The following is a 22,909-nucleotide window of genomic DNA, read 5'->3' as shown; positions in this document are numbered from 1 at the left end:
AGGTGGGGCACGACGGCGGGTGGGCACCCGCCGTCGTACGCCCGCCTGCTAGACCTCTTCTACGGAGCTGGGCTCTGCTCGAGACAGATCGATGCCCAGTTCTTCCGCAGCCGTGAAGACTGCGTCATCAGAGTCACGCATTTCAATTGTGGTTCCGTCCGTGGAAAGCACTTCCACGTTCAGGCACAGCGACTGCATTTCCTTGATCAAGACCTTGAAGGACTCGGGAACGCCCGGCTCGGGGATGTTCTCGCCCTTGACGATGGCTTCGTAGACCTTGACGCGGCCGTGGATGTCATCGGACTTGATGGTCAGGAGCTCCTGGAGCGTGTAGGCGGCGCCGTAAGCTTCGAGCGCCCACACTTCCATTTCACCGAAGCGCTGGCCACCGAACTGTGCCTTACCACCCAGCGGCTGCTGCGTGATCATGGAGTACGGGCCGGTGGAGCGCGCGTGGATCTTGTCGTCCACCAGGTGGTGGAGCTTCAGGATGTACATGTAGCCGACCGAGATCGGATCCGGGAACGGCTCGCCGGAGCGGCCGTCAAACAGGCGGGTCTTGCCCGAGGAATCGATCAGGCGGTCACCGTCGCGGGTCACGTTGGTGGAGTCCAGCAGGCCCGTGATTTCCTCTTCCCGGGCACCGTCGAACACCGGGGTGGCAACGGTGGTCTGGCCGCTCTCACGCGGCAGGTTGGGCAGCTGCTTGACCCATTCCGGCTCGCCTTCGATCTTCCAGCCGGTCTTGGCAACCCAGCCGAGGTGGGTCTCCAGGACCTGGCCCACGTTCATACGGCCCGGAACACCCAGCGGGTTCAGGACGATGTCAACGGGCGTGCCGTCTGCAAGGAAGGGCATGTCCTCGACCGGAAGGATCTTGGAGATAACACCCTTGTTGCCGTGGCGGCCTGCGAGCTTGTCGCCGTCGGTGATCTTGCGCTTGGCAGCCACGTAGACGCGGACCAGCTGGTTGACGCCCGGGGGCAGCTCGTCGTCGTTGTCGCGGTCGAAGACGCGGACGCCGATGACCGTACCGGACTCGCCGTGGGGCACCTTCAGGGAGGTGTCGCGCACTTCGCGGGACTTCTCGCCGAAGATGGCGCGCAGCAGGCGCTCTTCCGGGGTCAGCTCGGTTTCACCCTTCGGGGTGACCTTTCCGACCAGGATGTCGCCGGCTTCGACCTCGGCACCGATGTGGATGATGCCGCGCTCGTCCAGGCCTGCCAGGACTTCCTCGGACACGTTGGGGATGTCACGTGTGATTTCCTCGGCACCAAGCTTGGTGTCGCGGGCATCGATCTCGTGCTCCTCGATGTGGATGGAGGAAAGGACATCCTCGGCAACGATGCGCTGCGAGAGGATGATGGCGTCCTCGAAGTTGTGGCCTTCCCATGACATGAATGCCACGAGCAGGTTCTTGCCGAGGGCGAGCTCACCCTGGTCCGTTGCCGGGCCGTCAGCGATGATGCCGCCGACTTCCAGGCGCTGGCCTTCGTTGACCAGGACGCGGTGGTTGTAGCAGTTGCCCTGGTTGGAGCGGGCGAACTTGTTGATGCGGTAGTTGGTCTCCGTGCCGTCGTCGTTGAGCATGATGACGAGTTCTGCGGAAACCTCGGTGACCACACCGGCCTTCTTGGCAATGACAACGTCACCGGCGTCAACGGCAGCGGCGCGCTCCATGCCGGTACCCACGAACGGGGCCTCGGAACGGACCAGCGGCACGGCCTGGCGCTGCATGTTGGCACCCATGAGTGCGCGGTTTGCATCGTCGTGCTCGAGGAACGGGATCAGGGCGGTAGCCACGGACACCATCTGGCGCGGGGAAACGTCCATGAACTCGACGTCCTCGGCGGGGACCAGCACAGGCTCGCCTCCACCACCGCGGGCACGGACCAGGACGGTCTCTTCGGCGAAGCGGTTGTTTTCGTCCAGCGGCGCGTTGGCCTGGGCGATCAGCACCTCAGCCTCGTCGTCGGCCGTCAGGTACTGGACGTCGTCGGAAACAACGCCGTCCTTGACCTTGCGGTAGGGGGTCTCGATGAAGCCGAACGGGTTGATGCGTCCGTAGGATGCCAGCGAACCGATCAGACCAATGTTCGGGCCTTCAGGGGTTTCGATGGGGCACATACGTCCGTAGTGGGACGGGTGCACGTCACGGACTTCCATGCCGGCGCGGTCACGGGACAGACCACCGGGGCCAAGGGCCGACAGGCGGCGCTTGTGGGTCAGGCCCGAAAGCGGGTTGTTCTGGTCCATGAACTGCGACAGCTGGGACGTTCCGAAGAACTCCTTGATGGCTGCAACCACGGGGCGGATGTTGATCAGGGTCTGGGGCGTGATGGCCTCGACGTCCTGGGTGGTCATACGCTCCCGGACAACGCGCTCCATGCGGGACAGGCCGGTGCGGACCTGGTTCTCGATGAGCTCGCCGACGGCGCGGATGCGGCGGTTGCCGAAGTGGTCGATGTCGTCGATGTCGACGCGCAGGTCCACTTCCTGGCCGTCGCGGGTGCCCTTGATGGTCTTCTCGCCGGCATGCAGCGCCACGAGGAACTTGATCATGGCCACGATGTCTTCAACGTGCAGGACCGAAGCTTCCTTGTCGCCAAGGGAGCGGTCGATGCCGAGCTTTCGGTTGATCTTGTAACGGCCCACCTTGGCCAGATCGTAGCGCTTGGAGTTGAAGTACAGGTTGTCCAGCAGGGACTGGGCAGCCTCTACGGTGGGCGGCTCGCCCGGGCGCAGCTTGCGGTAGATGTCCAGCAGGGCGTCTTCGCGGGTTTCGGTGGCGTCCTTCTCCAGGGTTGCCCGCATGGAGTCGTACTGGCCGAACTCTTCGAGGATCTGGCCTTCAGTCCAGCCCAGGGCCTTCAGCAGCACCGTGACGGACTGCTTGCGCTTGCGGTCGAGGCGTACGCCGACCTGGTCGCGCTTGTCGATTTCGAGTTCGAACCAGGCACCGCGGGACGGGATGATCTTTGCGGTGAAGATATCCTTGTCGCTGGTCTTGTCGGCGGCACGCTCGAAGTAGGCACCCGGGGAACGGACCAGCTGGGAGACGACGACACGCTCGGTGCCGTTGACCACGAAGGTGCCCTTCTCGGTCATCAGCGGGAAGTCACCCATGAACACGGTCTGCTGCTTGATTTCGCCCGTGTTGTTGTTCATGAACTCGGCCTTGACGTACAACGGAGCCGAGTACGTAGCGTCCCGGTCCTTGCATTCGGCCATGGTGTACTTGGGGTCGGCGAACTCCGGATCGGAGAAGCTCAGGGACATGGTGCCCTGGAAGTCCTCGATCGGGGAGATCTCTTCGAAGATGTCCGACAGGCCGGACGTGGTGGCGACGCTGAGATCGTTTTCTTCGACAGCCTTCGCGACGCGTGCCTGCCAGCGCTCATTTCCGACCAGCCAGTCGAAGCTGTCCGTCTGGAGGGCAAGCAGATTCGGAACGTCAAGAGGTTCGTGAATCTTTGCGAATGAGAGCCGGCGAGTGGCACCATCAGTGCTGTCGGCGGTGTTAGCGGTTTCGTTATTAGAGGTGCTCGAGGCGACCAAGAGGGATCCTTCCACAGACCTTCAGGCGTTTTCAGATCTCCCCCGCTGTGCACCCTGCGGAATGCTCCGCAGCGCTACCATCCGGTTCCGCTATATGACCCGGGGCCCGTGCCGGCCGTGCTGCGACAGGTGTCGCGGCACGTCGATTGCCAGCTGCCAGGCGAAGCCCACCGCTATATGAAGGCTGAAGGTAAACAGGGAAGACGCAAATATCCACGATACGGCAAAATATCCTACGTGTCTACCCCACATCCCGCCGGATTGCAAGCACGGATTCACTGCTGTCCCCCGCGCCCGTAAGCCGCTCCCGGGTTCCGGAGGCCAGGGTTTGAATAGTTGGGTGACCGGGGTCACGATAGCCTTAGTGGCCTTACACCGGATCAGATGGGAAGAGATAGCAATGGGCAACACCCCCGACAACGGCGACGTTGTCATCGTCGCAGCAGCGCGGACCCCGCAGGGCCGCATCAATGGCCAGCTGGCCAGCTTCACCGCCGTGGACCTCGGCGCCCACGCCATCAAGGCCGCGCTGGCCAAGAGCGGCCTGGACGCGGAGCAGGTGGACGCCGTGATCATGGGCCAGGTGTTGCAGGCGGGAGCCGGCCAGAACCCGGCCCGCCAGAGCGCCGTCGCCGCAGGCATCGGCTGGGACGTTCCCGCGGTCACCCTGAACAAGGTGTGCCTGTCCGGCCTCACCGCCGTCATCGATGCGGCCCGGCTGATCCGCTCCGGCGAGGCCACCGTGGTGGTGGCCGGCGGACAGGAATCCATGACCCGCGCTCCGCACGTCCTTCCCGGATCGCGCCAGGGCTGGACCTACGGCACCATCGGTGCCCTGGATTCGGCCGCCCATGACGGGCTGACGGACGCCTTCGACGGTGAATCCATGGGCCTGTCCACGGAGAAGCGCAACCTGACACTCGGCATCGACCGGACCTCGCAGGACGAGGTGGCTGCGCAGTCGCACCAGCGCGCTGCGCTGGCGGCCAAGAATGGAACGTTCGACGACGAGATCGTCGCCTTGAGCGTGAAGCAGCGCAAGGGCGACCCCCTTCAGGTGGAAACCGATGAGGGCGTCCGGCCCAACACGTCGGTGGAATCACTGGCAGGGCTTCGCGCCGCATTCGTCACGGACGGAACCATCACAGCCGGGAACTCCTCTCCCCTGTCGGACGGAGCGGCTGCGCTGATCCTTACCTCACGGGGCTACGCGGAACAGCACGGCCTTGAGTACCTGGCCGTAGTGGGCAAGCCCGGACAGGTGGCAGGTCCGGATAACTCGCTGCATTCCCAGCCCGCGAACGCCATCGCGCATGCCCTTGGCCGCGCCGGCTGGAGCACCTCGGACCTGGACTTCATCGAGATCAACGAGGCGTTCGGATCCGTCGCCGTCCAGTCCCTGAAGGACCTGGACTACCCGCTGGAGAAGTGCAACATCCACGGCGGTGCCATCGCATTGGGCCACCCGATCGGCGCCTCCGGTGCCCGGCTGGCCACCCATGCAGCGCATGAGCTGAAGCGCCGCGGCTCGGGCAAGGCCGCCGTGGCCCTGTGCGGCGGCGGCGGCCAGGGCGAAGCCCTCCTGCTGTACCGCGACTGATGGCGAACGCCCGCGGGGAGGCGGGGGACGGCGTCGGCCGTGAACGTTTCCTGGCCGACGCCACGGCGCGGGGGCTCCACGTTGAAGTGGTGGAGCGTCCGGCAGCCCGGAGTCTGGAGGAAGCCGCGGCCGGGATGGGCATCTCCCCCGCGGACATCGTCAAGTCCCTGGTGGTGAAGCATAAGGACGGTACTTTCCTCTTCGCCCTGGTTCCCGGTGACCGGCAGATTTCGTGGCCCAAGCTGCGCGCTCTGGTGGGGGTGAACAGGCTCTCGCTCCCGCCGGCGCGCGTGGCGTTGGAGGCCACCGGCTATGAGCGCGGCACCATCACGCCGCTGGGCAGCACCACCGCCTGGCCGGTATACGCGGATGCCAGCATCACCGGCCGCCGTATCTCCATGGGTGCCGGGGCGCAGGGCGTCAGCGCCTTCGTGGACGCCGACGCCCTGACGGAAGCCCTTGGAGCGGTGGTTGCGGACATCAGCGATCCCAACTAGCCCCGCCAGCCTTCGGTAGACGCAAAGAACCCCGCCCACCGGAGTGGACGGGGTTCTTTGCGGAATAAACGCTGTTACTTGAGGGTAACGGTTGCGCCTGCAGCCTCGAGCTGCTCCTTGGCCTTCTCGGCGGTCTCCTTGTTGGCACCTTCGAGGACAGCCTTGGGTGCACCGTCAACCAGGTCCTTGGCTTCCTTGAGGCCGAGGGAGGTGATGGCGCGGACTTCCTTGATCACTGCGATCTTCTTGTCGCCAGCAGCTTCGAGGATGACGTCGAAGTCAGTCTTCTCTTCAGCCTCTTCTGCAGCGCCGCCGGCAGCGGGGCCAGCGACTGCAACAGCAGCAGCGGTAACTTCGAAGGTCTCTTCGAAGAGCTTAACGAACTCGGAGAGCTCGATGATGGTCAGTTCCTTGAAAGCTTCAATGAGCTCTTCGTTGCTGAGCTTCGCCATGGTAGGCGTCCTTCCTGTTGTGGTGTTCAGCGGCGCGGGGCCGTGCATCACACCGGAGTCTTGTGGGGTAAAGAGAATTAGTTCTCTTCGGCAGCTGCGGCTTCGGCAGGCGCTTCAGCACCGGCTTCTGCTTCAGCGGCGGGAGCTTCTTCAGCGGCGGGCGCCTCGGCAGCTGCCGGTGCACCGTTCTCTTCTTCAAGCTTGAGGCGCAGTGCGTCAATGATGCGTGCAGCTGCGGCTGCGGGTGCCTTGAGGACGCCTGCAACCTTGGCGAGCTGCAGCTCGCGGGACTCGAGTGCTGCCAGGGCAGCAACTTCGCTGGCGTTCAGTGCCTTGCCCTCGAAGTAACCGGTCTTGATGACCAGCTGCTTGTTGGCCTTGGCAAAATCCGTCAGGCTCTTGGCAGCGGCAACTGCGTCACCCTTGATGAACGCGATTGCAGTGGGGCCGGCAAGCTGGCCGTCGAATGCTTCGACGCCGGCTTCCTTGGCTGCAATGGCGGTCAGGGTGTTCTTGACGACCGCGAACTTGGTGTCCTGGCCGAGAGAAACACGCAGCTGCTTGAGCTGTGCAACGGTGAGCCCGCGGTATTCGGTCAGGACAGCGGCGTTCGATTCCTTGAAATCGTTAGTGATCTCAGCTACTGCTGAAACCTTGGTAGGCGTTGCCATAACCCTCCTTCCGGGGATAGTGCCGGTATTCGACGGTCCCCGCTCAGAAGAGCTAAAACTAAAAACGCCCCGCGCAGATGCACGGGGCTTGGCTCAACACGGTGTTCCGCGGAGCGTTGCTTCGTTCACCTGCGCCGGCCGCCCTGCGTTGAGGGTCCTTCGTCCGGAAAGCCACTGGGCCTACCGCGCATGACTGCAGAATTGAGCCATGTTCGGGAGAGTGGATTTCCAACAACCGACGGTCTTTGGTCATCCCAGTCTACGGGAGCCGGCGCAGCGCACCAAATCGGGGCTCAACTGGTGCTGGTGTGGAGCCGCGGGAGCTCTTTCTGCCAGATCCCGGTGACGCCCGCTGTGTGGAAGCCCAGCTGCTGGTTGACCGTCAGCAGGTACCTGTTTTCCGGGGCGTTCCAGGTGTAGATCACCCGGGCATCGGGGAACTGCTCGGTGAGGCGTTCCATGTTGGCCACCTTGATGAGCAGGCCCAGCTTGTTGCCCCGGTGCTCCTGGAGGACGATCGTGTCGTCCTGGAACACCACGTCCGCGCGGTGGGCCAGGACAGTGATGGTGGTCAGCCCCGCCAGGGCTCCGCTGGCGAGATGCTCGACGGCGGTGACCACCGTGCGCCGGCCCTGCGCGATGGCGACCTCTTCGGCTTCCCTGAGGATGCCGCCGTCGAACACCATGTCCTGCTCCACCGGCACGTCAAGGTCGGGGTCCACGTTGGCACCGGCCTGGTTCTCCAGGGCGGCCACGGCCTCCAGCCAGCGCTCGGGGCAGCGGTCCGTCCAGTGATGGAGGCGGTAGCGGCCGTGGTTGGCTTCCTCGGCCTCCGCCTGAAGGTCCGCCACGAGCTTGGTGTCCAGGGGCAGCGCACAGGAACTGAATTGTTCGATGTGCTGGAGCGTGTAGCCCATCTTCCGGGCGAACTCCACCTCGCGGCTTTCCAGCGGCACGAACCCCTGGCCGGAGCCCGGGACCAGCTGCTCGGGCTCGAACTCATGCAGCGAGGCACCGGGATGGTTGGTGTCCACCAGGATCATGGTGCGGCCCTCGCCCCGGGCGAACTGCTCCGCAGCCTCCAGCAGGCGGCGCCCCACGCCCTGCCGTTGGAATTCGGGCAGGATGTCCAGGGTAAATTCGGCGATATCCAGATGATCCGTCAGCGGGAGGGCAATGTCGACGGTGCCCACGATGGCGCCCTCCACTTTGGCCACGAGGATCAGCTGGCGCTCGTAGGGATCCTGGAATTCCAGCAGCTTCTCAAGGGGACCGTACGCGAGGTCATCGCTCCCCCAGGTCTGCATGCGCACTTTCCGGCCCACCTCGACGGCGGCCAGGAAGTCTGCGGCGTCCGCGGTTTCCAGCGATTCGGGAATCCAAAGCTGTTCGATCTTCACGTCTTTTGCCATTGGGGGCATTCTGCCAGCATATGCCGGTTGGAGCCCCGCCGGGTTAAGCGGGATGTCTTAAGCGAAAACCGCCCGGCGCATTCGCCGGGCGGTTTTCGTGGCTCCATTCGGAGCGGGAGTTTCCAACGAGGACTTATGCCTCGGTGAGCACCTTGGTGACGTTGGGGTCAACGGAGATGCCGGGACCGAAGGTGGTGGCAACCGTCGCCTTCTGGATGTAGCGGCCCTTGGAAGCGGACGGCTTCAGGCGAAGCACCTCTTCCAGTGCTGCTGCGTAGTTCTCAGCCAGCTTGACGGCGTCGAAGGACACCTTGCCGATGATGAAGTGGAGGTTGGAGTGCTTGTCGACGCGGAAGTCGATCTTGCCGCCCTTGATGTCGTTGACAGCCTTGGTGACGTCTGCGGTCACGGTGCCCGTCTTGGGGTTCGGCATCAGGTTACGGGGACCCAGCACCTTTCCGAGGCGGCCAACCTTGCCCATGAGGTCAGGGGTGGCAACGGCCGCGTCGAAGTCGGTCCAGCCGCCGGCGATCTTTTCGATCAGGTCGTCGGAACCAACGAAGTCGGCGCCGGCTGCGATTGCTGCCTCAGCCTTGTCACCGGTTGCGAATACCAGGACGCGGGCGGTCTTGCCGGTGCCGTGGGGCAGGTTGACCGTGCCGCGGACCATCTGGTCGGCCTTACGGGGGTCAACGCCCAGGCGGAAGGCGACCTCGACGGTGGCGTCGAACTTGGACGGGTTGGTGTCCTTGGCGAGCGTTACTGCCTCGAACGGCGCGTAGAACTTCTCCGCGTCGATCTTGGCGGCTGCTGCCTCATATGCTTTGCTGCGCTTTGCCATGCTGCTTATTTCTCCTTGTGCAGTTGTGGTCTGCGGACCGCGCTGGGCCCTGCCACAGTCGGTGATCCGGAGCGTTATCCGGGCCGGATGACCAACATTTCAATGTTTCGATGGTGCCGGTTTCCCGGCGGTGCCGTTCGCCGTGGCCAATGGCACGAACCTGAACGGCCGGAAGGGGGTTATTAGCCCTCGACCGTGATGCCCATGGAGCGGGCGGTACCGGCGATGATCTTTGCTGCGCCTTCGAGGCTGGTGGCGTTGAGGTCTTCCATCTTGGTGCTGGCGATCTCGTTGACCTGGGCCTGGGTCAGCTTGGCAACCTTGACGGTGTGCGGGGTGGACGAACCCTTGGCAACGCCTGCAGCCTTCTTGATGAGCTCTGCAGCCGGCGGGGTCTTGGTGATGAACGTGAAGGAACGGTCCTCGTAGACGGTGATTTCCACGGGGATGACGTTGCCGCGCTGGGATTCCGTGGCAGCGTTGTACGCCTTGCAGAATTCCATGATGTTGACACCGTGCTGGCCAAGCGCGGGACCGATCGGCGGGGCCGGGTTAGCGGCACCTGCCTGGATCTGCAGCTTGATGAGGCCGGTGACCTTCTTCTTGGGAGCCAATGTAGGGTCCTTCTCTCAATAACGTCCTGGGGCACAGGAGCGTGCCTCAGGTTTTTGGCCGCCATGGCGAGGCGGCCGGCCGTTCCGGCACCGCTAAGCAGGCAGTGCCGGGACGAATTCTTGGATGATCAGATCTTGGTGACCTGGTTGAACGCCAGGGTGACCGGCGTTTCACGCTCGAAGATGGAAACCAGGACCACGAGGGTCTGGGATTCAACCTTGATTTCGGAAATCGTGGCGGGGAGGGTCTCGAACGGGCCCTCCTTGACGATGACAGACTCGCCGACCTCGAAGTCCACATCCACGGGGGCCTGGTGCTGCTTGTTGACCGGCTTGCCCTTCTCCGCCTGCTCTTCTTCGAAGACCGGGGCGAGCATGGAGAAGACCTCGTCCAGGCGCAACGGGACCGGGTTGTGCGCGTTACCCACGAAGCCGGTGACGCCCGGCGTGTGGCGGACGGCGCCCCAGGAGGCGTCGGTCAGGTCCATGCGGACCAGGACGTAGCCGGGGATGCGGACGCGGTTGATGACCTTGCGCTGGGCGTTCTTGATCTCAACGACTTCTTCCATGGGCACCTGGATCTCGAAGATGTAATCTTCCATGTCCAGGGTCTGGATGCGGGTCTCCAGGTTTGCCTTCACGCGGTTCTCATAGCCGGCGTAGGAGTGGATGACGTACCAGTCACCTTCCTGGCGGCGCAGCTTGGCCTTAAACTCTTCGGCGGGGTCCGCGGCTGCGGTGGCAGCAGCGGCAGCCAGGGCGTCGCCTGCCTCTTCCGAATCGGCGACGTCGGCACTTTCTGCGGCTTCGTCGTCGTCCGCTTCTTCAGCGGCGCTGTCAGCAGCGTCCGAATCAGCGGCGGCATCGGAATCAGCGGCGTCGGATTCGGGCGCGGAGGACTCAACCTCAGACGCGTCGCCGGCTTCCGCCGTGACATCCGCGGACTCTTCCAGCTCAGTCTCGGTTACCTCGAGCTCCTGCTCAGACACTTGGTCTCCTGCTTCCTCATTGCCTAACATGCCTATTTAAATGGCTCAATTCCGCACACCGGTGTTCCCTCCGGTTTCCCGGAGGAGGAACACGCAGCCTGCGGACCTTTCAGCCTTAGCTGTCCGTGGGGCCGGTACCGCCGAAGAGCCAGCCGACAGCGCTTCCGAAACCGAGGTCCAGCAGGCTGACGATGACCATCATGATGGCCACGAATACCAGCACCACGATCGTGTAATTGATCAGTTCCTTGCGGGTAGGTGCAACAACCTTCTTCAGTTCGCCGATGATCTGGCGGACGAAGAGCGCAATGCGGGCGAAGAAGTTTGCCTTGGCGTCCTTCTTAGCTGGGCGGCCCTTGGAGCTGCTGGCAGCTGTTTCGGTCACCTGGTCCTCGCTCATCTGCAAAGTGTTGGATTACCCGGCCCTGATCAGAACCATGGTTGCTGCGCTTGCCCCGGATTGTGTCCGGGACAGCTTGCGCAGGGCAGACAGGACTCGAACCTGCAACCTGCGGTTTTGGAGACCGCTGCGCTACCAATTGCGCCACTACCCTATGGAGCGAATTCCACGTTTCGGCACGAACCGCCAGCTTTCACTGAGGCGCACGCCATCATCCGTGTTTTCAACACCGGTGAACCAGTCTACGCAACATCTGCGCGTTAGTCGAACCAGCCCGTTCCGGTCCTGCCGCGTGCCGCACCGGTCCTGCCAGCCGCTGCCGGCACGCGGCAGGCGGTCAGTCATAAATCAGAACGGGCTCCCCGGAGGATCCGCAGATCAGCATAGAGTAGATCACGTCGAATCCCACATTCAGCCTCCCGGCTGCAAGCGTAGAACGGACCTGCCATGTCTGCCGCCCGCGTTTCCAAGCGCATTTCCGCCATTGCCGAATCCGCAACCCTGGCCGTTGACGCCAAGGCCAAGGCGCTGAAGGCAGCGGGCCGGCCGGTTATTGGGTTCGGGGCGGGCGAACCGGACTTCCCCACCCCGGACTACATCGTGCGGGCGGCCATCGAAGCGGCCGGCCAGCCGAAGTACCACCGCTATTCCCCCGCAGCCGGGCTGCCCGAGCTGAAGAAGGCCATCGCCGAGAAGACGCTGCGGGACTCCGGGTACGCCGTCGAGCCTTCCCAGGTCCTGGTGACCAACGGCGGCAAGCAGGCCGTGTACAACACCTTCGCGACGCTGGTGGACCCGGGCGACGAGGTTATTGTCCCCACCCCGTTCTGGACCACCTACCCCGAGGCAATCCGGCTCGCCGGCGGCGTTCCCGTAGAGGTGTTTGCCGGCCCGGAGCAGGATTACCTCGTGACGGTTGGGCAGCTCGAAGCCGCGGTCACGGACAAGACGAAGATCCTGCTGTTTGTTTCGCCGTCCAACCCCACCGGGTCGGTCTACTCGCCGGAGCAGGTGGCGGAGATCGGCAAGTGGGCCGCTGCGAAGGGCCTGTGGGTGGTCACCGACGAGATCTATGAGCACCTGACGTACGACGGCGTTCCCTTCACGTCCATCGCCACCGCCGCCCCGGAGCTCGGCGACAAGGTGGTCATCCTCAACGGCGTGGCCAAGACGTACGCGATGACCGGCTGGCGCGTGGGCTGGATGATCGGCCCGGCGGACGTCATCAAGGCGGCCACCAACCTGCAGTCGCACGCAACGTCCAACGTCTCCAACATCATGCAGATCGCTGCCCTGGCAGCCGTGTCCGGCCCGCTGACCGCCGTGGATGAGATGAAGGTTGCGTTTGACCGCCGCCGGAAGGCGATCGTCGCGGGCCTCAATGCCATCGAGGGTGTGGAATGCCCGACGCCGAAGGGCGCCTTCTACGTGTACGCGGACGTCCGTGCCCTGCTGGGCAAGGAATTCCCGACGGCGGCCGGCAGCGCCACGCCGCAGACCTCCGCCGAACTGGCTTCCCTGATCCTGGATGAGGTTGAGGTGGCGGTGGTTCCGGGCGAGGCGTTCGGTCCCTCCGGCTACCTGCGGCTCTCGTACGCGCTCGGCGACGAGGACCTGGCCACGGGCGTGCAGCGCCTCCAGGAGTTCCTCGGCAAGGCCCAGTAGGACGCCCTCTCACTTAACGCAGGAGAAACCCCAACGCTCTGTCACTCTTCTTCCTGAGAGTGATAGAGCGTTGGGGTTTAAGCCGTATCAAGTGAGGGAGCGTTTCGGGGAAAGAGGCATTAAGTGAGAGAGCGTCTGCCGGGGTACTAGAGGAGGCGGCGCTCCGCGGCCCACCTGGTGAGTTCGTGCCGGCTGGAGAGCTGCAGCTTGCGGAGCACCGCGGACACGTGGGTTTCCACGGTCTTGATGCTGATGAACAGTTCCTTGGCCACCTCCTTGTAGCTGTAGCCGCGGGCAATAAGTCGCATGACCTCGAGTTCCCGGGCGGAGAGCCGGTCCAGCTCGTCGTCGGCGATGTCCGCGGGCGCGGTGCCGAAGGCATCCAGCACGAACCCTGCGAGGCGGGGCGAGAACACGGCATCGCCGCCGGCCACCCGGAACACCGCATCGGTGATCTGCGCGCCGGAAATGGTCTTGGTGACGTAGCCGCGGGCGCCGGCGCGGATCACGGCCACCACATCCTCCGCGGAATCGGAGACGCTCAAAGCCAGAAACCTTGTGGTGGCCAGCAACTGCGCGGACCGGCGATGACCTCGCGCCCGCCGCCGCCCAGCCCGCCGGGAAGGTGGACGTCCAGCAGCACTACGTCCGGGCGCTTGTCGGTTATGACGGCGATGGCCTGTTCCACGGTGGCGGCCTCGCCTACCACGTCGATGGCGGGGCCAAGATCGGCCTTGAGTCCGGACCGGAAGATCGCGTGGTCGTCCACGATCACTACCCGCACGGAGTTGGCCGCTTCGTCGCCGCCGGAGCCGATGTTCATGCCGTTCCTTCCACGTTGTGTACTACCTGTGGCAGCCGCAGCCTGACCTCAGTTCCGTCCGCGCTGCTGAGGATGGTGGCCGAGCCGCCATGCCTCTGCATCCTGCCGATGATCGACTCGCGCACCCCGAGCCGGTCCGCCGGCACCTCCTGGAGGTCGAAACCCGGTCCGCGGTCCTTGACGAAAACGTCCACCTGCGATGCAGTGGCCTCCACGTACACGGACACGGGGCCGCCGCCGTGCCGGGATGCGTTCACCATGGCCTCCCGGGCCGCCTGGACCAGCGCCTCGTGTGCCTCTGTCATGGCAGCGTCACCCACAGCCACCACCTCCACGGGGTTAGCCAGCAGGTCCTCCACTTCGCCGGCAACCGCCTTGATCCGGTCCGATAGCTGTCCTGCCTCCCGGCCCGGATCCTGGAAGAGCCACCCGCGAAGTTCACGCTCCTGCGCCCGGGCCAGCCGGACGACGTCGTGCTCGTTTCCAGCCCTCCGCTGGATCAGCGCAAGGGTCTGGAGGACCGAATCGTGCAGGTGCGCGGCGAGCTCGGCGCGCTCCATTTCGCGGACGCGGCCGGCACGCTCGGACTCGAGCTCGCGCCAGAACTTGAGCGCCCAGGGCAGCAGTACCAACACCACCCCGCCCAACACCGCCACCGACGCGAGCAGTGCCAGCCACGTCTGTTCCCACGAGCCCGAACCGGAAACCATCACCAGGACGCCCGCCACCACCAGGGCCATGCCCGCCGCGAGCCGTGCCCACCCCCCGGCCTGGTCTGCCTTGGTCTTGTCCACCAGGCCGGCGCGGCGCGTTTCGTCCAGCTGCATCCACGCAATCGACGCTCCACCCAGCACTGCGGCCGCCGGGATCAGCGTCCCGAGGGGCACGTCCACACCCAACACCTGGGCGATCATGATGCCAGCCACCAGAAGCAGCCCGGCGCCGAGCAGGATTTCCTTGCCGTACCGCATGCCCCCGGGCCGGAACCAGGGTGCGTGCGGTGCGCCGGCTGCTGCCGGTGCACCTGCGGGGGCCGCTGCGGCGGGAGCAACGGGCGACGACGGCCGCCGGGCTTCCCTGCGCGCGGCCTCATCCGCGGTGGGAACCATGATCCACAGCCATGCGTAGAACAGGATTCCGGCGCCGCCGGCCAGGACGGCGATGGCCATGCCGACGCGGACGTTCCGGACCGGCCAGCCCAGGTGCGCGGCAAGACCGGAGCAGACGCCGGCAATGACGCGGTCGCTGCTGCGGACCAGGGGCGGCCGTGCAGCCGCTTGCCATGCCGGGATCGACCGTTCGGATGGCTGCCCGGCGGGGATTGTTGCCATGGGTCAATCCAAGCACGGATCAGGGTCTCCCGGACCAGTATTGTCCGCCAACCGGGGACCGTTCAGGGACGGCTCAGGGTATCCCCCAGTAGAGTCGGAACGCGCCGAAGCGGGAGGATTTTGGTATGAATCCGCACACTCCGTCCCCGGACGGCAACGACTCGAACGACACCCCCCGCGCTGACTCCGGCAGCTCCCCCGGGGCCGGCTGGCCCGGCACGACAGGTTCGGGACAAACTCCTCCCCCGCCAGATCCGGCGCCGCGTTCCGGCGCAACGCCTCCGCCTGGCGCCGCACCGCGGACCGACTTCTTCAACTGGATCCGCAGCCACGGCGTCTACCGGAGTGACGACCGCTGGATAGGCGGCGTGTCCGGTGGCATCGCGTACCGGCTTGGCGTGGACCCGCTGATCATACGCGGCGTCTTCATTGTGCTGACCGTCTTTGCCGGCGTTGGCGTGCTCCTGTACGGGCTCGCCTGGGCGCTGCTTCCTGAGCCGGATGGGCGGATCCACACGCAGGAAGCGGGAGCCGGGCGCTGGTCCAGCGGCATGACCGGGGCGTTGATTGCCACCATCCTTGGCCTGACCGGCCTGGGCGGCGGTGTGTGGGGCTGGAACAACCAGGGCTTTGGCGGATTCCTCTGGACCGTTGTCTGGGTGGGCGGCGCCATTTACCTCGTCTACTACCTCTCCCAGCGAAACAACGGACCGCGGCCTGCGCTGCAGCCCCAGGCACCAGTACAGGCGCCGATGCCGACACCGGGAGAAGCTCCGTCTCTTCCACAGCCTCCGGGGCAAAGCTATGGCGCGCAGTTCGCCGCCAGCCAGGGGTACGGGACCGGCAGGTACGGATCCGGGAACCATGCGGCACCGGACTACACGTACAACTACACCTACACTCCCCCCGTGCACCGTCCCCGCCCTGCCGGACCGGACGCACCGGCCGTAGCGATCGCGGCCGGCCTGGCACTGCTGGTGGGCGGCGGCCTCAAGGCACTCGACGCCGCGGATGCCGTCAACCTGGGGCTGTCGGCGAACGCGGTGGTCTGGGCTTCGGCGGCGGCAGTCTTCGGGTTGGCCATCCTCATTGCCGGGGCCCGTGGCCGGACAGCCGGGATCCTGAGCCTCTTCGCCGTGGTGGCCCTGGTTGCGGGCGGCATCTCCACCGTCCTCGGCGCCGGGGACCGCGCACGGTTCCAGGAAGTGGACTGGACACCGATCACCGTTGAGGAAGCCGCCGAAGGCTTCGACATCACGGCGGGCCGCGGAACAATTGACCTCACGGACCTTGACCTGGACGCGCCGCTGCCGTCCGACGTCGTAATTCCCCTCGACGTCACCGCCAGCAATGTGACGGTGGTAATCCCCGGCAATGTTCCCGTGGACGTCCAGACGGACATGACCATGGGCAATCTCAACGAACCGGGCGGCCGGCGGGGCGGCACCACCCAGCGGGAGAGCAACTACAACACCGGAGAACCCGGCGGCCACCTCGTTATCGAAATCGATGGCGCATTCAGCAACGTCACCATCCAGGAAGGCAATTGAGATGAGCAACAACAATCCGGCAGCGGAAAATTCGACGGCGGCGGGCGCTGTCCCGGGCGGCCCGGCACCTGCACGGGTGGGAACCATAGTGTGGGGACTGATCGTCCTGGCCGTCGCAGCGCTCACCATCGTCGCGCAGCTTGGCCTGGTGGTGCTCAACGGAACCTACGTGCTGATCGGTCTCATGATCGGTGCTGGCGCGGCACTGGTCCTCGGCGGAGTGCTGTCGGCCCGAAAACGTGACAACGGCTCCGCGACAGGGAAGCCTTAAGCCATGGACAAGTTCTTCAACATCGTCAGGGGCCTCGGCCTGAAGCGCGGCCCGGAACGCTGGCTGGGCGGGGTGCTGGGCGGCATCGCGGCCAAGCTGAACGTGGATGTGGCGTACGTCCGCATCGCGTTCCTTGTGCTCTCGCTCCTGCCGGGGCCGGCCTTCGTGTTCTACCTCATTGCCTGGGCGGTCATCCCGGACCAGCGGAACACCATCCTGCTCCAGTCCTTCCTGGAGCGGCGCTCTCTCAACGGCCGCTAACGGGTCGGCGGGTATTCGGCGCCGTCTCAGGAGCCGCCCAAGTGGACGCTGGTTTGGATCCCGCCGGCCGTGAAGCCGAGTTTCCGTGCCAGTGCCAGGGAGCCGGTGTTGCTGACGTCCGTCCGCCACTGCAGGGTGAGGCCGGCGGCCAGGGCCTCGTGGGCGGCGATGGAGGCCGCCAGGAGGCCCAGCCCGCGGCGGCGCCAGCCGGGATCAACCAACACGCCCAGCTGGGCCAGCAGGCCTTCCCATTCCGTGTAGGCGCCGCAGGCCAGGGGCACCCGACTGCCCTCAATCTCGTGCACGATGGTGTAGCGGTTCTCCAGGTCTGAGAGGCCGACCTCGTTGACGTCATCCGGCGGGCAGTGGCCTTCCAGTTCGATGGCTTCGGGGTTTCCGTGGGAAACAGTCATCTCTTCGGAGGGCTGCTTGAGCGGGAGGTCGTCCGCGAAGAACAACGCCGCAGCTCCGAGCCCATGCCCGCCATGCGACCGGGTCAGCGTCAGGAGCGTGACGTGCTGCGCCATTTCCGCGTCCGGGATGTCCCCGGCAGCATCAACAAGCCATTGCGGACCCACAAGCGCCGAGGTGCCGAACAACCGGACGAACTCCGCCCTTGGCGCCGTGTCATCCACGCGGATGATCCGTTCGCCGGAAGCCAGGGCGTCGCTGAAGGCGTGGTCCTCCAGTCCCAGGCGGCGCGCCCAGGCGAGTTGGATGATGGCGGCGGAACCGGGGTCGAGTGTCATGCTCCCAGCCTAGGCGGGGGGCCGGCGCCTAGCCGAACAGGACCGCAGCTTCGTTGTAGCGGTTCTGCGGCACTGTCTTGAGCTGGCCCAGCGCCTTTTCGAAGACCACGTGCTCAATGTCCGTCCCCTTCAGCGCCACCATGGTGCCCCAGTAGCCTTCAACCACCGAATCGATGGCCGCCATGCCCAGGCGGGTGGCCAGGACACGGTCGAAGGCGGACGGGACGCCGCCCCGCTGGATGTGGCCCAGGATGGTGGCGCGGGTTTCGATGCCGGTCCGGGCTTCCAGTTCAGGAGCCAGCTGGTCCGCGATGCCGCCCAGGCGTGGCCGGCCGAAAGTGTCCAGGCCTCGCTCTGAGTGCGGGGATTCCATGTGCTCCGGCACAAAGCCTTCCGCCACCACCACAAGGGGTGCGCGGCCACGGGCGTGGGCCTCATTGACCCACTCGGTGATCTGCTCGATGCTGACCTTCTGTTCCGGAATCAGGATGGCGTGGGCGCCGGCGGCCATTCCGGCGTGCAGGGCGATCCAGCCCACATGCCGGCCCATGACCTCGGCGATCATGCACCGGTGGTGCGATTCCCCGGTGGTCCGCAGCCGGTCGATGGCTTCGGTGGCAATTTGGACGGCGGTGTCGAAACCGAATGTGTAGTCGGTGGCGTCGAGGTCGTTGTCCACGGTCTTGGGAACGCCGACGATCTTCAGGCCCGCATCCGTGAGGCGCTTGGCGGCCGCCAGGGTTCCTTCGCCGCCGATCGCAATGATGGCGTCGATCCCCAGGCGGTCCATGTGCGCCTTGATGACCTCCGGCCCGCCGCCGTTCTCGAACGGGTTGGTCCGGGAGGTGCCCAGGATGGTGCCGCCCTGCTTGGCGATGCCGCGCACCATGGTCCTGGGGATATCGATGATGTCGCCCTCAACAACACCGCGCCATCCGTCGAGGAAACCGACGAATTCATGGCCATGGATGGCAATGCCCTTAAGGACGGCGCCGCGGATGACCGCGTTCAAACCGGGGCAGTCGCCACCGCTGGTGAGGATTCCAATTTTCATGTTTCGGCTCAAATCCTGGAGTGAGGGGATAACTGGCAGAGCGCCACGCTGAGCTCACCCTAGATTCTAGTGGGACGTGTGGGGTACGACACAAACCGGTTACAAACGCCTCGCCTCCCTTCGCGGAAAGGCACGTAAAGCGAGAGAGCGTCCGGGGGAAAGGCACGTTAGGTGAGAGAGCGTCCGGGGGAAAGGCACGTTAGGTGAGAGAGCGTCCGGGGTTTAGTCCAGCAGGGCCAGGATCTCCGTCCGGGCGAACATCCGGGCCGCGGCGCGGGCGGAGGGGGCTCCGGCGTCGGGGTCCGCTCCGGCGTCCAGCAGTGCCCGGGCCACGTCCGTGTAGCCCTTGAAGGCGGCGCCGGCCAGCGGCGTCTGGCCGCGGTCGTTGGCCGTGTTGGGGTCGGCACCGTGACGGAGTACCAGCTGCACGGCGTCCGGGTGTCCATGGTAGGCCGCGAGCATCAGGAGGGAGTCGCCGGCAGCATTGGTGAGCCCCGCCGGTGCACCGGCGGCGAGGTAGGCACCCAGCAGTTCCGTGTTCCCCTCCCTGGCAGCCTGGAAGAGGGTATGCGCCAGTGCCAGGGCGTCGTCGTCGGGCGTTCCCGGCATGGTGCCGGAACCAGCAGGGTTGGTTTCGCTCATGCGCGCGGCCCCCTGAGGAATCCGGTCTGGCGCCCCACCACCTGGCCGGCGTCCGGGGCAACGATGAGTTCCTGGACGGCGGTGTAAGGCTCGTCGCCGTCCTGGACGGTCAGTATTTCGTCGGGCGCCACGGAACGCTTGATTACGGCGAGTGCCACCGGGCCCATTTCGTAGTGCTGCGCCACGGACGTGACGGCGCCGACTTTCCGTTCCCCGGCCAGTACCGGGCTGCCGGCGGCCGGCATGGTGTGCTGCGACCCGTCCAGCTGCAGGAACACGAGGCGCCGCGGCGGGTGCCCCAGGTTGTGGACGCGGGCGATGGTTTCCTGGCCCTTGTAACAGCCCTTGGCCAGGTGCACGGCGGTGCGGATAAGGTCGAGTTCGTGCGGAATGGTCTTGTCGTCCGTCTCCGCGCCGATCCTGGGCCGCCAGGCGGCGATGCGCAGCGCCTCCGCCGCCATGACGCCGGCCAGGGGACGCTCCCCGACCGTCTGTTCCAGCTCAGCGGCGGGCACGAGGTACTCAAACCAGGGGCGCTCCAGGCCAGGGTGGCCCTCCTCGGCGACGGTTGCGTAAGAGTAGCCGCCGGCACCAACATGCGGCCACGGATCCTCCCAGGCCAGCAGGCCGGACCATTCGGGCACCGCCCGGGTGCTGCCCACCACGGCCCAGGCGGCCGAAACATCCGCCACCTCGACCCGCAGCATGAACTTCATCCGGTTGAGGAACTCCGCCAGCGGCCCTGCCTCGGCGGCCTCGACGATCAGCCAGGTGGTCCCGCCGTCGTCAATCACCCGGGCGTCGAACTCGATGCGGCCCTGCACGCTCAGGAGCAGCAGCTCGCTGGACTCCCCCGGCTTCAGCGCCGCCACCTGCTGGGAGGACAGGGTGTTGAGCCAACTGAGGCGGTCCGGGCCGGTCACCGTCACCACGCCGCGGTGGGAAAGGTCGACGACGGCGGTACCGGCCGCGAGGGCGCGCTGCTCTCGGAGGGGCTCACCATAGTGGGCGGCAACTCCGGCGTCCGCGGCGGCGGCTTCGACCGCGCCCGGGCGCGACAACAGGGGGCTGGGGGTAGTCATACTGGGGAAACGTCCTTTAGGGTGCGCGGTATTCCGGGTTTTCGAAATCGAACCGGGTGCCTGCATCCCATTCTTCGGGCAGGTTGCCGTAGGCCGGATACCCGCCCGCTGCCTTGAGGATGCTGGCCAGGTGCATCAGGTTCCAGGTCATGAAGGTGACGTTGCGGTTGGTGAAGTCGCTCTCCGGCCCGCCGGACCCTTCATCCAGGTAGCTGGGACCGGGGCCCACCGGGCCGATCCAGCCGGCGTCCGCCTGTGGCGGAATGCTGAAGCCGATGTGCTGCAGGCTGTAGAGGAGGTTCATAGCGCAGTGCTTGATGCCGTCCTCGTTGCCGGAGACCAGGGCTCCGCCCGCCTTGGGATAGAACGCCCACTGGCCCTTCCCGTTAAGTTCACCGGAGTGCGCGTACAGCCGTTCGATCAGCTTCTTGGTCTGCGAGGAGTTGTCGCCGAGCCAGATGGGGCCGGCAAGCACCACGATGTCGGCTTCCCGCACCGCCGGGTACAGTTCCGGCCACTCGTCCGTGGCCCAGCCGTACTCGGTCATGTCCGGATAGACACCACTGGCGATGTCATGATCCACGGTGCGGATCAGGCGGGTGCTGACACCCTGTTTTTCCATGATGCGGCGGCTGATGGTGATCAGCCCGTCCGTATTGGACGTCTGGGGCGACTTCTTCAGGGTGCCGTTAAAGAAAACAGCCTTGAGGCCGCCGTACTTGCCAGTCTTGCCTGCATCTTCCACGGCGCCGCTCCCTCGCATTGGTACTGCCCGGTTGGCTGGTGCTGCCCGGCTCAGGCAACTTTCTTCAGGAAGGCTGAAGCGTGGGCTTCGAGGCCCTTGCCGCCTTCCGCGCCGGTGGCCACATCCCACCGCCACAACAGGTTCCCGTCCACCAGTCCGAAAATCCGGGTGGCGGCGGTGTAGGGCTTGGAGTGGCTGCCGCGCATCACCATATCCGTGCTCAGGTGGATCTGCGGGCCCTTGATCTGGCCGTAGTACAGCTCGGAGATACCGCCAGGGTGCGCAATGGAGACGGAAATATCGAACCCGCCGTCCTTGTTCCGCAGGGCCTCGACCTCTTCCGCGCTCTTGAGCACGGGGACGATGTCTGAGGGGACGAGCCCCGGGCCGCCGTCGGCTTCGAGCTGTTTGCGCTCCAGCGACCAAAAACCCGTCTCGACGGTGAGGGGCCTAAGGCGCGTTCCGTCGTCGTCCGTCAGCCAGCTCTCCGCGCGGTACTGAAGGTAAGGCTGACCGTTGTGCGTAAAGGAAACGTGCTGCAGGAAATGCTCGGAGTCCTCGTCCCCGCTGCCCAGCCGGCCGCGGCCTTCCCACTCACCGATGAGCCAGGAAAGAGGAACGAGTTCGGGTGTCAGGTCTGTGGGAATCTCAATGGGCACAGCATTTACCTCGCGGTATGGAAAGGCTCGGAACCCAGCAGCCTATTTCTGGCCCTTGAAGAGGCGGTAGACCACGAAGCCTGCGAACCAGGCCATGGCCAGGCTCGCGATGCCGAGCAGGACAAGGAAGAAGATTTCAAATGCAAGTACGGACATGATGCCATCCTAACCGCTAGTAGATGAGTAGTTTGTCTATGAAGTAGGCGAGTGACCCGACGGCAGAGACGGGGGCGAGCCCGATGGCTACGGCGGAGGGAATGTTAAGCGGCGCCCCCCGGAGCGTGACCAGCCGGCGGAAGCTGGCGAGCACTGCGCCCACCACCACGCCGAAGATCGCCGCGGGCAGGACGGCAATGTCGGAGAGCACCAGCCCGGCAAGCGGCCCGGCCAGTCCGGCGAGGGAGATTTCCAGCGGCGCAACGATGTTGTCCGGCCAGCGGATCAGCCCGGCCAGCAGGGCTGCGGCTGCGCTAATGGCGGCCACCAGCAGCATCTCGCGGACGCCGTTGAAGCGGGATCCGGCGATCCAGCCGGCACCCAGGCAGGACAGGAGCACGCCCGCACAGCAGCCCAGCGTGGACTCCAGCCTTTGGGCCTGGCCGGTTCCGCGGATCAGCTGGACCACGAAGACCGCCATGATGCCCAAGGCGATGAAGGCCGGCGTCCGGTCGAGGTAGCCGGGGGCGGGCGCAGAGGCGGCGGCGAGCGCCGAGCCAGCGCCCGGCAGCGCGATGACGGCGGCAAGGGTCTTCTTGGCAGGGATGCGGAGGAAATGCGGCCAGCCGATGCCCACGGCGACGGCGATCAGGACGGCTACGGTCACCAGCACGCCCGTGGAGGAATAGACGCCGGCGATGATCGCCACGAGTCCGGCGATTCCGATAACCCCGACCACCCACGAGCCCAGCGAGCGGACTGGCGCCTGCAGCCCGGCCGTCATGCGGAAACCGGCCGGGGCTTAGTCTGTGCACTCACTGCGTTGCTTTCCCATCGTGGCGTGGACCGTGGCTGGGCGCATATGCCCTGGTGCAGGGCGGCAGCGC

General features: G+C 65.6%; 22 protein-coding genes, 1 tRNA gene and 1 pseudogene. 6 read left to right on the top strand and 18 right to left on the bottom strand.

Annotated features, from left to right (window positions below):
* Positions 1–48: 48 nt before the first annotated feature.
* Positions 49–3,558: a DNA-directed RNA polymerase subunit beta gene (rpoB, locus tag ACIQCN_RS00245; RefSeq protein ID WP_400604412.1), complete on the bottom strand. Its 3,510-nt coding sequence runs from the start codon at positions 3,556–3,558 to the stop codon at positions 49–51.
* A gap of 400 nt (positions 3,559–3,958) precedes the next feature.
* Here rpoB and ACIQCN_RS00240 point away from each other — a divergent pair, with 400 nt between their 5' ends.
* Positions 3,959–5,158, top strand: a complete 1,200-nt coding sequence (locus ACIQCN_RS00240) for an acetyl-CoA C-acetyltransferase (RefSeq protein ID WP_400604414.1) — start codon at positions 3,959–3,961, stop codon at positions 5,156–5,158.
* Positions 5,158–5,655: an aminoacyl-tRNA deacylase gene (locus ACIQCN_RS00235; protein ID WP_400608850.1), complete on the top strand. Its 498-nt coding sequence runs from the start codon at positions 5,158–5,160 to the stop codon at positions 5,653–5,655. Before ACIQCN_RS00240 ends, ACIQCN_RS00235 begins: the two co-directional genes overlap by 1 nt.
* Before the next feature lie 74 nt (positions 5,656–5,729).
* Here ACIQCN_RS00235 and rplL read toward each other — a convergent pair whose 3' ends face one another.
* The 8 genes from rplL to ACIQCN_RS00195 form a co-directional block, all read right to left on the bottom strand.
* Positions 5,730–6,107 carry a 50S ribosomal protein L7/L12 gene (gene rplL, locus ACIQCN_RS00230; RefSeq protein WP_377214658.1) on the bottom strand — a complete coding sequence of 126 codons (378 nt, stop codon included), beginning with the start codon at positions 6,105–6,107 and terminating at the stop codon, positions 5,730–5,732.
* A gap of 77 nt (positions 6,108–6,184) precedes the next feature.
* Positions 6,185–6,778, bottom strand: a complete 594-nt coding sequence (gene rplJ / locus ACIQCN_RS00225) for a 50S ribosomal protein L10 (RefSeq protein ID WP_400604418.1) — start codon at positions 6,776–6,778, stop codon at positions 6,185–6,187.
* A 293-nt stretch (positions 6,779–7,071) separates the two neighbouring features.
* Complete coding sequence (locus ACIQCN_RS00220; protein ID WP_400608848.1) at positions 7,072–8,190, bottom strand: GNAT family N-acetyltransferase; 1,119 nt, start codon at positions 8,188–8,190, stop codon at positions 7,072–7,074.
* Positions 8,191–8,323: 133 nt separating this feature from the next.
* On the bottom strand, positions 8,324–9,031 hold the full coding sequence (gene rplA, locus ACIQCN_RS00215; protein ID WP_377214655.1) for a 50S ribosomal protein L1: 708 nt from the start codon (positions 9,029–9,031) through the stop codon (positions 8,324–8,326).
* 182 nt (positions 9,032–9,213) lie between these two features.
* On the bottom strand, positions 9,214–9,645 hold the full coding sequence (gene rplK / locus ACIQCN_RS00210; RefSeq protein ID WP_377214654.1) for a 50S ribosomal protein L11: 432 nt from the start codon (positions 9,643–9,645) through the stop codon (positions 9,214–9,216).
* Positions 9,646–9,773: 128 nt separating this feature from the next.
* Positions 9,774–10,634 carry a transcription termination/antitermination protein NusG gene (nusG, locus tag ACIQCN_RS00205; RefSeq protein WP_400604422.1) on the bottom strand — a complete coding sequence of 287 codons (861 nt, stop codon included), beginning with the start codon at positions 10,632–10,634 and terminating at the stop codon, positions 9,774–9,776.
* A gap of 115 nt (positions 10,635–10,749) precedes the next feature.
* Positions 10,750–11,034 (bottom strand): preprotein translocase subunit SecE, encoded by a 285-nt coding sequence (gene secE / locus ACIQCN_RS00200; protein WP_400604424.1) that lies wholly within the window; start codon positions 11,032–11,034, stop codon positions 10,750–10,752.
* A gap of 81 nt (positions 11,035–11,115) precedes the next feature.
* Positions 11,116–11,188 (bottom strand) — tRNA-Trp (locus ACIQCN_RS00195).
* 293 nt (positions 11,189–11,481) lie between these two features.
* On the opposite strand from ACIQCN_RS00195, the gene ACIQCN_RS00190 reads away from it, so the two are divergent.
* Positions 11,482–12,699, top strand: coding sequence for a pyridoxal phosphate-dependent aminotransferase (locus ACIQCN_RS00190; protein WP_400608846.1), 1,218 nt, complete (start codon positions 11,482–11,484; stop codon positions 12,697–12,699).
* Between the two features lie 146 nt (positions 12,700–12,845).
* Here ACIQCN_RS00190 and ACIQCN_RS00185 read toward each other — a convergent pair.
* Both ACIQCN_RS00185 and ACIQCN_RS00180 read right to left on the bottom strand, forming a co-directional pair.
* Positions 12,846–13,522: pseudogene (locus tag ACIQCN_RS00185) on the bottom strand (LuxR C-terminal-related transcriptional regulator).
* Positions 13,519–14,853: a PspC domain-containing protein gene (locus ACIQCN_RS00180; protein ID WP_400608844.1), complete on the bottom strand. Its 1,335-nt coding sequence runs from the start codon at positions 14,851–14,853 to the stop codon at positions 13,519–13,521. The pseudogene ACIQCN_RS00185 and the gene ACIQCN_RS00180 overlap by 4 nt, the downstream one beginning before the upstream one ends.
* 125 nt (positions 14,854–14,978) lie before the next feature.
* Between ACIQCN_RS00180 and ACIQCN_RS00175 the strand changes: the two genes are divergently transcribed.
* Genes ACIQCN_RS00175 through ACIQCN_RS00165 form a run of 3 tightly spaced genes read left to right on the top strand, consistent with a single transcriptional unit; the run spans position 14,979 to position 16,935 of the window.
* On the top strand, positions 14,979–16,403 hold the full coding sequence (locus tag ACIQCN_RS00175) for a PspC domain-containing protein (protein ID WP_400608842.1): 1,425 nt from the start codon (positions 14,979–14,981) through the stop codon (positions 16,401–16,403).
* A gap of 1 nt (position 16,404) precedes the next feature.
* Positions 16,405–16,674 carry a hypothetical protein gene (locus ACIQCN_RS00170; RefSeq protein ID WP_400608840.1) on the top strand — a complete coding sequence of 90 codons (270 nt, stop codon included), beginning with the start codon at positions 16,405–16,407 and terminating at the stop codon, positions 16,672–16,674.
* Between the two features lie 3 nt (positions 16,675–16,677).
* Positions 16,678–16,935, top strand: coding sequence for a PspC domain-containing protein (locus ACIQCN_RS00165; protein ID WP_400604435.1), 258 nt, complete (start codon positions 16,678–16,680; stop codon positions 16,933–16,935).
* 26 nt (positions 16,936–16,961) lie between these two features.
* On the opposite strand, the gene ACIQCN_RS00160 is transcribed toward ACIQCN_RS00165, so the two are convergent.
* From ACIQCN_RS00160 to ACIQCN_RS00130, 7 genes are all read right to left on the bottom strand, one after another.
* Positions 16,962–17,684 carry a GNAT family N-acetyltransferase gene (locus tag ACIQCN_RS00160; protein ID WP_400604437.1) on the bottom strand — a complete coding sequence of 241 codons (723 nt, stop codon included), beginning with the start codon at positions 17,682–17,684 and terminating at the stop codon, positions 16,962–16,964.
* Positions 17,685–17,712: 28 nt separating this feature from the next.
* Complete coding sequence (locus ACIQCN_RS00155) at positions 17,713–18,738, bottom strand: ATP-dependent 6-phosphofructokinase (RefSeq protein WP_400604439.1); 1,026 nt, start codon at positions 18,736–18,738, stop codon at positions 17,713–17,715.
* 222 nt (positions 18,739–18,960) lie between these two features.
* Positions 18,961–19,380, bottom strand: a complete 420-nt coding sequence (locus ACIQCN_RS00150) for an ankyrin repeat domain-containing protein (protein ID WP_400604441.1) — start codon at positions 19,378–19,380, stop codon at positions 18,961–18,963.
* Complete coding sequence (locus tag ACIQCN_RS00145; protein WP_400608838.1) at positions 19,377–20,462, bottom strand: YgfZ/GcvT domain-containing protein; 1,086 nt, start codon at positions 20,460–20,462, stop codon at positions 19,377–19,379. The genes ACIQCN_RS00150 and ACIQCN_RS00145 overlap by 4 nt, the downstream gene beginning before the upstream one ends.
* 16 nt (positions 20,463–20,478) lie before the next feature.
* Positions 20,479–21,207: a flavodoxin family protein gene (locus ACIQCN_RS00140; RefSeq protein WP_400608836.1), complete on the bottom strand. Its 729-nt coding sequence runs from the start codon at positions 21,205–21,207 to the stop codon at positions 20,479–20,481.
* Positions 21,208–21,257: 50 nt separating this feature from the next.
* Positions 21,258–21,866, bottom strand: a complete 609-nt coding sequence (locus ACIQCN_RS00135) for an FABP family protein (RefSeq protein ID WP_400608834.1) — start codon at positions 21,864–21,866, stop codon at positions 21,258–21,260.
* Positions 21,867–22,038: 172 nt separating this feature from the next.
* Entirely contained in the window at positions 22,039–22,806 is a 768-nt protein-coding gene (locus ACIQCN_RS00130) for a permease (protein WP_400604448.1), read from the bottom strand.
* Positions 22,807–22,909 lie beyond the last annotated feature (103 nt).

This window comes from Pseudarthrobacter sp. NPDC092424, from assembly GCF_044754925.1.
In the GTDB taxonomy this organism is placed as follows: domain Bacteria; phylum Actinomycetota; class Actinomycetes; order Actinomycetales; family Micrococcaceae; genus Arthrobacter.
This window is presented reverse-complemented; position numbering and strand designations above follow the sequence as displayed.

Excerpts from the sequence above, each read along its gene's own strand:
- ACIQCN_RS00240 (WP_400604414.1), top strand. The coding sequence starts at position 3,959 with ATGGGCAACACCCCCGACAACGGCGACGTTGTCATCGTCGCAGCAGCG.
- ACIQCN_RS00235 (WP_400608850.1), top strand. The coding sequence starts at position 5,158 with ATGGCGAACGCCCGCGGGGAGGCGGGGGACGGCGTCGGCCGTGAACGT.
- rplL (WP_377214658.1), bottom strand. The coding sequence starts at position 6,107 with ATGGCGAAGCTCAGCAACGAAGAGCTCATTGAAGCTTTCAAGGAACTG.
- rplJ (WP_400604418.1), bottom strand. The coding sequence starts at position 6,778 with ATGGCAACGCCTACCAAGGTTTCAGCAGTAGCTGAGATCACTAACGAT.
- ACIQCN_RS00220 (WP_400608848.1), bottom strand. The coding sequence starts at position 8,190 with ATGGCAAAAGACGTGAAGATCGAACAGCTTTGGATTCCCGAATCGCTG.
- rplA (WP_377214655.1), bottom strand. The coding sequence starts at position 9,031 with ATGGCAAAGCGCAGCAAAGCATATGAGGCAGCAGCCGCCAAGATCGAC.
- secE (WP_400604424.1), bottom strand. The coding sequence starts at position 11,034 with ATGAGCGAGGACCAGGTGACCGAAACAGCTGCCAGCAGCTCCAAGGGC.
- ACIQCN_RS00190 (WP_400608846.1), top strand. The coding sequence starts at position 11,482 with ATGTCTGCCGCCCGCGTTTCCAAGCGCATTTCCGCCATTGCCGAATCC.
- ACIQCN_RS00180 (WP_400608844.1), bottom strand. The coding sequence starts at position 14,853 with ATGGCAACAATCCCCGCCGGGCAGCCATCCGAACGGTCGATCCCGGCA.
- ACIQCN_RS00175 (WP_400608842.1), top strand. The coding sequence starts at position 14,979 with ATGAATCCGCACACTCCGTCCCCGGACGGCAACGACTCGAACGACACC.
- ACIQCN_RS00170 (WP_400608840.1), top strand. The coding sequence starts at position 16,405 with ATGAGCAACAACAATCCGGCAGCGGAAAATTCGACGGCGGCGGGCGCT.
- ACIQCN_RS00165 (WP_400604435.1), top strand. The coding sequence starts at position 16,678 with ATGGACAAGTTCTTCAACATCGTCAGGGGCCTCGGCCTGAAGCGCGGC.
- ACIQCN_RS00160 (WP_400604437.1), bottom strand. The coding sequence starts at position 17,684 with ATGACACTCGACCCCGGTTCCGCCGCCATCATCCAACTCGCCTGGGCG.
- ACIQCN_RS00155 (WP_400604439.1), bottom strand. The coding sequence starts at position 18,738 with ATGAAAATTGGAATCCTCACCAGCGGTGGCGACTGCCCCGGTTTGAAC.
- ACIQCN_RS00150 (WP_400604441.1), bottom strand. The coding sequence starts at position 19,380 with ATGAGCGAAACCAACCCTGCTGGTTCCGGCACCATGCCGGGAACGCCC.
- ACIQCN_RS00145 (WP_400608838.1), bottom strand. The coding sequence starts at position 20,462 with ATGACTACCCCCAGCCCCCTGTTGTCGCGCCCGGGCGCGGTCGAAGCC.
- ACIQCN_RS00130 (WP_400604448.1), bottom strand. The coding sequence starts at position 22,806 with ATGACGGCCGGGCTGCAGGCGCCAGTCCGCTCGCTGGGCTCGTGGGTG.